Below are 7,745 nucleotides of genomic sequence, written 5' to 3'. Positions count from 1 at the left end.
CGCGGGCGCCCCGGAGGGCCGAGCCAGTCATCTTTCGTCTCGCAACGGTGACTGTGCGCGACATGAGGCGGAACTCCGGCGCGGTGTGACACACTGCCAACCATGACCGCACCTGTCGAGAACTTCAACCCTCCAGAGGACGCGGCCGGGTCGACCGGAGCCGGCGCCGCCTTCTCCACGGTCTTGGTTGCCAACCGCGCCGCGCGAGAGCGTGGTGGGCGCCCCCGAGCCGGGGGACGAGCTGGCCGGGCGGCGTCGGGCCCGCCGCTCCGCCTGACCCTCCACCGCGGGCGCCCCGGAGGGCCGAGCCAGTCATCTTTCGTCTCGCAACGGTGACTGTGCGCGACATGAGGCGGAACTCCGGCGCGGTGTGACACACTGCCAACCATGACCGCACCTGTCGAGAACTTCACCCCTCCAGAGGACGCGGCCGGGTCGACCGGAGCCGGCGCCGTCTTCTCCAAGGTCTTGGTGGCCAACCGCGGCGAGATCGCCGTCCGCGCCTTCCGCGCCTGCTACGAGCTGGGCGCCCGCACCGTCGCCGTCTTCCCCTACGAGGACCGCAATTCGATCCACCGCCAGAAGGCGGACGAGGCCTACCGCATCGGCGACGAGGGCCACCCCGTGCGCGCCTACCTCGACGTGGACGAGATCATCCGCGTGGCCAAGGACGCCGGGGCCGACGCGATCTACCCGGGCTACGGCTTCCTGTCGGAGAACGCCGGCCTGGCCCGCGCCGCGGCCGAGAACGGGATCACCTTCGTCGGCCCGCCCGCCGACGTCCTCGAGCTGACCGGCAACAAGGTCGAGGCCCTGCGCGCGGCCAAGCGCGCGGGCATCCCCACCCTGGCCTCCTCGGACCCGAGCGCCGACGTCGAGTGGCTCCTGGAGCAGGCCGAGGAGATCGGCTTCCCCATCTTCGTCAAGGCCGTCGCCGGCGGCGGCGGCCGCGGCATGCGCCGCGTCGAGCGCCGCGAGGACCTGCGCGGCTCCCTCGAGGCCGCGATGCGCGAGGCGGACACCGCCTTCGGCGACCCCACCGTGTTCCTCGAGCAGGCCGTCCTGCGGCCGCGGCACATCGAGGTCCAGATCCTCGCCGACGGCGAGGGCAACGTCGTGCACCTCTTCGAGCGGGACTGCTCGCTCCAGCGCCGCCACCAGAAGGTCATCGAGATGGCCCCGGCCCCGAACCTGGACGAGGAGATCCGGCAGGCCCTGCACCGGGACGCCGTCGCCTTCGCCAAGGAGATGGGGTACGTCAACGCGGGCACCGTCGAGTTCCTCGTGGACACGGCGGGCGAGCGTGCGGGCCAGCACGTGTTCATCGAGATGAACCCCCGCATCCAGGTGGAGCACACCGTGACTGAGGAGGTCACGGACGTGGACCTGGTGAGCGCGCAGCTGCGCATCGCCGCCGGCGCCACCCTGCCCGAGCTGGGCATCACCCAGGACGCCCTCCAGGTCCGCGGCTTCGCCATCCAGTGCCGCATCACCACCGAGGACCCGGCCAACGGCTTCCGCCCGGACACCGGCACCATCACCGCCTACCGCTCGGCCGGCGGCTCCGGTGTGCGCCTCGACGGCGGCACCATCTACGCCGGTGCGGAGATCAGCCCCCACTTCGACTCCATGCTGGTCAAGCTCACCTGCCGCGGACGCGACTACGCCACGGCGGTGCGCCGCGTGCGCCGCGCCCTGGCAGAGTTCCGCGTGCGCGGCGTGGCCACCAACATCCCGTTCCTGATGAACGTGATGGACGACCCGCAGTTCCTCAGCGGCGACGTCGCCACGGACTTCATCGACAAGCACCCCGAGCTGGCCACGGTGAACCGCTCCCAGGACCGCGGATCCAAGGCCCTGCAGTATCTCGTGGACGTCACCGTCAACCAGCCGCACGGCCCGCGCGTCGAGGGCATCGACCCTCGCGACCGCCTCCCCGAGCACCCGGGCGACAAGCACCAGGAGCCGGACCGCTCGCCCTTCGACGGCCCGAGCCGGAACGAGGACGCGGTGCCCCCGCGCGGCTGGCGTCAGGTGCTGCTGGAGCAGGGCCCCGAGGGCTTCGCCCGCACCCTGCGTGAGCAGACCGCGCTGGCCGTCACGGACACCACGTTCCGCGACGCCCACCAGTCCCTGCTGGCCACCCGCGTCCGCACGCGCGACCTGCTGGCCGCCGCCCCCGCCGTCGCGCACACCCTGCCGGGGCTGCTCTCCGTGGAGGCCTGGGGCGGGGCGACGTACGACGTCGCGCTGCGCTTCCTCCACGAGGACCCGTGGCAGCGCCTCGAGCTGCTGCGCGCGGAGCTGCCGAACATCCCGATCCAGATGCTGCTGCGCGGCCGCAACACGGTGGGCTACACGCCGTACCCCACCGAGGTGACGGACGCGTTCGTGGCCGAGGCCGCGGCGTCCGGCGTCGACGTGTTCCGCATCTTCGACGCCCTCAACGACGTCGAGCAGATCACCCCGGCCATCGAGGCGGTGCGTGCCACGGGCACCGCCGTGGCCGAGGCGGCCCTGTGCTATACGGGCAACATGACGGACCCGAAGGAGACGCTCTACACGCTCGACTACTACCTGGGCCTCGCCCGCCGGATGGTCGACGCCGGCGCCCACGTCCTGGCGATCAAGGACATGGCGGGCCTGCTGCGGCCCGCGGCCGCGCGCGAGCTCGTCACCGCCCTGCGCGCCGAGTTCGACCTGCCCGTGCACCTGCACACGCACGACACCGCCGGCGGCCAGCTGGCCACCCTGCTCGCGGCGGCGGAGGCCGGCGTGGACGCCGTCGACGCGGCCACCGCGTCCATGGCGGGCACCACCAGCCAGGTGCCGCTGTCCGCCCTGGTCGCGGCGCTCGAGCACACCGAGCGGGACACCGGTCTCGGCCTCGAGGCCGCCACCGCGATGGAGCCCTACTGGGAGTCCGTCCGCTCGGCGTACGCGCCCTTCGAGGCGGGGCTGCCCGCCCCGACCGGCCGCGTGTACCACCACGAGATCCCGGGCGGCCAGCTGTCCAACCTGCGCACGCAGGCGATCGCGCTCGGCCTGGGGGAGCGGTTCGAGGCCATCGAGTCGATGTACGCCGCGGCCGACGACCTGCTCGGCCACCTCGTCAAGGTCACCCCGTCCTCCAAGGTGGTGGGCGATCTGGCGCTGCAGCTGGTCGGCTCCGGCGTGGACCCGAAGGAGTTCGCGGAGCGTCCGCAGGAGTTCGACATCCCGGACTCCGTGATCGGCTTCCTGCGCGGCGAGCTCGGCGACCCGCCCGGCGGCTGGCCGGAGCCCTTCCGGACCAAGGCCCTCCAGGGTCGCCGCGAGGGCGCGGGCATGGTGGAGATCTCCGCGGAGGACTCGAGCGCCCTCGCCGAGGCCGGACAGACCCGCCGCGCGGTGCTGAACCGCCTGCTCTTCCCCGGCCCCACGAAGGAGTTCGAGGCGCACCGCGAGGAGTTCGGGGACACCGTCACCCTGCACACCCGCGACTTCCTCTACGGCCTCGTCCCCGGGCGTGAGCACGTCATCTCGCTCGGACGCGGTGTCCGGCTGCTCGCCACCCTCATGTCCGTCTCCGAGCCGGACGAGAAGGGCATGCGCACGGTGATGGTCACCCTGAACGGCCAGCTGCGCCAGATGACCGTCCGGGACCGCTCGATCGAGTCCACCGTGCGGACCGCGGAGAAGGCGGACCCCGGCACCCCCGGCCACGTCGCCGCCCCGTTCGCGGGCTCGGTCACCGTCCAGGTGGCCGAGGGCGACGCCGTCGAGGTCGGCCAGGCGGTGGCCACGATCGAGGCGATGAAGATGGAGGCCACGATCACGGCCCAGGCCGCGGGCACCGTGCGCCGCGTGGTCACGGAGGGCGTCACGCCCGTCAACGGCGGAGACCTGCTGCTCGTGATCGAGTGAGCCCCGCGTGAGCCCGCCGCCGGCGGGCCGCCCCACGGGCCCGGACGCCACCGCGTCCGGGCCCGTGCCTATCCTGGGAGGCATGGCCACCTCTGCGGAACACCACGACCTGCTCATCATCGGCTCCGGATCGGGGAACTCCCTGATCAGCGAACACTGGAAGGGCCGGAGCGTCGTGATCGCCGACTCCGGCACGTTCGGCGGCACCTGCCTGAACGTCGGCTGCATCCCCACCAAGATGTACGCCTACCCGGCCGGCCTGGCCGCGCTGCCCCCCGAGGCCCGGAGCCTCGGGGTGGGGCTGGAGTTCACGGGCGCCGACTTCCCGGCCATCCGGGACCGCATCTTCACGCGCATCGACGGCATCAGCCGGGACGGGCTGCGCTACCGCCGGGACGATCTGGACTACACGAGCGTGATCCAGGAGGAGGTGCGCTTCGTCGGTCCCCGCCGCGTGCGCACCGCCTCGGGCCGGGAGATCACGGCGGACCAGGTGGTGGTCGCCGCGGGGTCGCGGCCCACCCTCCCGGAGATCCCGGGCCTGGACCTGCCGTCGGTGCACACCTCGGACACCGTGATGCGACTGGATCGGTTGCCGCGGCGGCTGCTCGTGGTGGGCGGCGGGTTCATCGCCTGCGAGTTCGCCTCCGTCTTCGCCGGGCTGGGGACCGAGGTCGTCCAGGTCAACCGCGGCCACCGGCTGCTCAAGCAGCACGACATGTCCGTGTCCACGACGTTCACGAAGATCGCTGCCCGACGGTGGGACCTGCGCACGGGGTGGACCCCGGCCGGGATCGAACCGGTCGAGGACGCCGAGCGGGCCGCGGACGGCTGGGTCCGGGTGCGCCTGGATCGCGCGGAGGGCCAGGAGCAGACCGGCATCGTGGAGGAGGCCATCGAGGCGGACACGGTGCTGATCGCGGTCGGCCGGACGCCGAACACGGACCGCCTCGACCCCGCCGCCGCGGGACTGGACGTCACCGACGACGGCGTCCTGGCCAGCGACGAGCATCAGCGCGCACTCTCCGACGGTGCTCCGGTGGAGGGGGTCTACGTGCTCGGGGACGTCGCCAACACGTGGCAGCTCAAGCACGTAGCCAATCACGAGGCCCGCGTCGTCGCGCACAACCTGGAGCATCCGGACGATCTCCGCGCCAACACGCTCGGCCCCGTGCCGGCGGCCGTGTTCACCCATCCGCAGGTGGCCTCCGTCGGTCTCACGGTGGAGCAGGCGCTCGCCGACTACGGCGCGGACGCGATCACGGTGAAGACCCAGTCCTTCGGGGACGTCGCCTACGGCTGGGCCATGGAGGACACCGAGGGCGTGTGCACCGTCGTCGCGGAGAAGGCCACGGGACGGATCCTGGGCGGGCACATCCTGGGGCACGAGGCCGCGAACCTCATCCAGCCGCTCGTGACCGGCATGGCGTTCGGCATCGACGCCCACCGGCTCGCGCGGGGCCAGTACTGGCCCCACCCGGCCCTCACCGAGGTCGTCGAGAACGCGCTGCTGGGCCTGGACGTGCCGGACTCCGGTCTGCTCTGACCGGAACCGCGGGGACGACGACGCCCGGCCGCGGGGCCGGGCGCCGTCGTCGAGGGGGCGTTCAGTTGTGCGGGGCGGGCTCCCCGTAGATGTCCGCGATCTGCGCGGCGAAGTCCTTCATGATCGCCGACCGGCGCATCTTCAGGGACGGGGTCACATGGCCCTCCTCCAGGGAGAAGTCGCGGTCGAGGATGCGGAACTCCCGGATCCCCTCGGCGCGCGAGACCAGGCTGTTGGCCTTGTCCACGGCCTCCTGGATGTGGCGGCGCACCGCGTCCTCGCGTGCGGCCGCAGCGACGTCGAGGTCCTTCGGCAGCCCGTTCGCGGCGAGCCACGCGGGCAGGGTGTCGGTGTCGAGGGTGACGATCGCCGCGATGAAGGGCTTGCCGTCGCCGACCACCATCACCTGGGAGACGAGCGCGTCGCTGCGGATCGCGTCCTCGAGCATCGCCGGTGCCACGTTCTTGCCGCCGGCCGTCACCAGCAGCTCCTTCTTGCGGCCGGTGATCGTGAGGAAGCCGTCGTCGTCCAGGGCCCCGAGGTCGCCGGTGCGGAACCAGCCGTCCTCGAAGGCCTCCTCGTTCGCCTCCGGCCGGTTGTGGTAGCCGCGCATCAGCGAGGTGCCGCGCGTGAGGATCTCGCCGTCCTCGGCGATCCGCACCTGGTTGCCGCCGAGGGGGTGTCCGACCGTGCCGATCTTCAGCCGGTCCGGCCGGCCCACGGTGATGGGGGCCGTCGTCTCGGTGAGGCCGTAGCCCTCGAGGATGGTCACGCCCACGCCGCGGAAGAAGTGCGCCAGGTCGGTGGAGAGGGGGCCGCCGCCGGAGACCGCGTACGCGAGCCGGCCGCCCATGGCCGTCCGGATCCGGCGGTAGATCAGCGCGGAGTAGAACGCGCGCTGCAGCCGCAGGGGCGCCGTCATCTGGCCCGAGTCCAGCGCCCGGGACCAGCGGATCGCCACGTCCGCGCCACGGCGGAAGATCTTCTCCTTGCCGCCGCTCTGCGCGTTGAGCAGCGCCGCGTTGTAGATCTTCTCGAACACGCGCGGCACGGCCAGCACGAAGCTCGGCTGGAAGGTCTGCAGCGAGACCGAGAGCCGCTTGATGTCCGAGACGTGCCCGCAGCGTGCGCCCGCGGCGACGGTGAGCACCGAGACGAAGCGCGCGAACACGTGCGCCAGGGGGATGAACAGCACGGTGGAGGTGTCCTGGCGGACGACGTCGCCGAGCGAGGAGGACAGGGTCTGGTTGACGAGCTCCGCGAAGTTCTCGTGCGTGAGCTCGCAGCCCTTGGGCCGGCCCGTGGTGCCGGAGGTGTAGATGATGGTCGCCAGGTCGGCCAGGCCGGCGGAGGACCGGCGCGTCTCGAGCTCCTCATCGGTGACGTCCGTGCCCAGGGCGACGAGCGCCTCGAGACCGGAGCCGGGGGCGCCGTCGGCCGGGTCCATCGTCCACAGGCCGATCAGCTCCGGCAGGCCCTCGCGCTGCACCGCGTCCCGCACCGTCTTGGCGAGGTCCTCGTTCCCGGTCACGACGGCGCGCACGTCCGAGTCCTCGATGATCCAGGACACCTGGCTGACGGAGGAGGTCTCGTACACGGGCACGGTGACCGCGCCGGCATACCAGATGGCGAAGTCGACCAGTGTCCACTCCAGGCGGGTGGAGGCCAGGAGACCGACCGTCTCCCCGGGCTGGATCCCGGCGGCGATGAGCCCCTTGGCCAGGGCCCGCACGCGTTCGCGGGCGTCCCGGGCGGAGACGTCCGTCCACTGGTCCTGCGCGTCGGGCACCGCGAAGAGGCCGTGGTCGGGACGCTCCGTGGCCTGGCGTTCCAGGAAGTCCGTGATGTTCGCCTCCGGGGACAGGCGGGGGTGGTGGTACGGCTCGCTGATCTCGTGCATGGGACTCCTCGGGCGTCGGGTCGGTCCCGCCGACCGATGGTCGGCGGAACGGAAGTATGTGTGAGTCGTGTCACGCACACTCTACAACCGGCAGCGGCAGGGTCCGGGCGCGACTCAGTGCGTCGTCATGGCGGCGACCGCGCTCCGGCCGTGGTCGATCAGCAGCGGCAGGTCGTAGTCGAGCGTGGCGACGTGGCGGCTGCGGGGCAGTCCCACCACCTCCACGGGGGCCTGGCGCAGGCCCCGCACCAGGGTCCGGTGGCTCGAGGCGGGCACGACGGCGTCGCGGGCGGACCGGTAGACCGTCACGGGAGCGGTGATCCGCGGCAGGGCGCGGCGGGCGGCCCGCTGGATGCGGCCGAGGGCGGCGACGCCGGCCACCGGCGTGCGGGA

The 7,745-nt window shown here is 72.5% G+C and carries 4 protein-coding genes; 2 read left to right on the top strand and 2 right to left on the bottom strand.

Annotation, left to right across the window (positions count from 1 at the left end):
• The first annotated feature begins 387 nt into the window (after window positions 1–387).
• Together D8M29_RS06555 and D8M29_RS06550 are read left to right on the top strand one after the other, a co-directional pair.
• Window positions 388–3,906: a pyruvate carboxylase gene (locus tag D8M29_RS06555; RefSeq protein ID WP_127445857.1), complete on the top strand. Its 3,519-nt coding sequence runs from the start codon at window positions 388–390 to the stop codon at window positions 3,904–3,906.
• An 82-nt stretch (window positions 3,907–3,988) separates the two neighbouring features.
• Window positions 3,989–5,452 (top strand): mycothione reductase, encoded by a 1,464-nt coding sequence (locus D8M29_RS06550; protein WP_049146974.1) that lies wholly within the window; start codon window positions 3,989–3,991, stop codon window positions 5,450–5,452.
• A gap of 61 nt (window positions 5,453–5,513) precedes the next feature.
• On the opposite strand, the gene D8M29_RS06545 is transcribed toward D8M29_RS06550, so the two are convergent.
• Both D8M29_RS06545 and D8M29_RS06540 read right to left on the bottom strand, forming a co-directional pair.
• Window positions 5,514–7,352, bottom strand: a complete 1,839-nt coding sequence (locus D8M29_RS06545; RefSeq protein WP_127435373.1) for a long-chain fatty acid--CoA ligase — start codon at window positions 7,350–7,352, stop codon at window positions 5,514–5,516.
• A gap of 114 nt (window positions 7,353–7,466) precedes the next feature.
• Window positions 7,467–7,745, bottom strand: a 279-nt coding sequence (locus D8M29_RS06540) for an alpha/beta hydrolase (RefSeq protein ID WP_370450150.1), incomplete at its 5' end; no start/stop codon positions are given.

The sequence above is a fragment of the Micrococcus sp. HSID17227 genome, from assembly GCF_003989405.1.
Classification (GTDB): domain Bacteria; phylum Actinomycetota; class Actinomycetes; order Actinomycetales; family Micrococcaceae; genus Micrococcus; species Micrococcus luteus.
Note: the sequence above shows the minus strand (reverse complement) of the source record. Positions and strands in the feature narration are given on the sequence as shown.

Bases quoted from the DNA above. Each gene is read 5' to 3' on its own strand.
- D8M29_RS06555 (WP_127445857.1), top strand. From the start codon at position 388: ATGACCGCACCTGTCGAGAACTTCACCCCTCCAGAGGACGCGGCCGGG.
- D8M29_RS06550 (WP_049146974.1), top strand. From the start codon at position 3,989: ATGGCCACCTCTGCGGAACACCACGACCTGCTCATCATCGGCTCCGGA.
- D8M29_RS06545 (WP_127435373.1), bottom strand. From the start codon at position 7,352: ATGCACGAGATCAGCGAGCCGTACCACCACCCCCGCCTGTCCCCGGAG.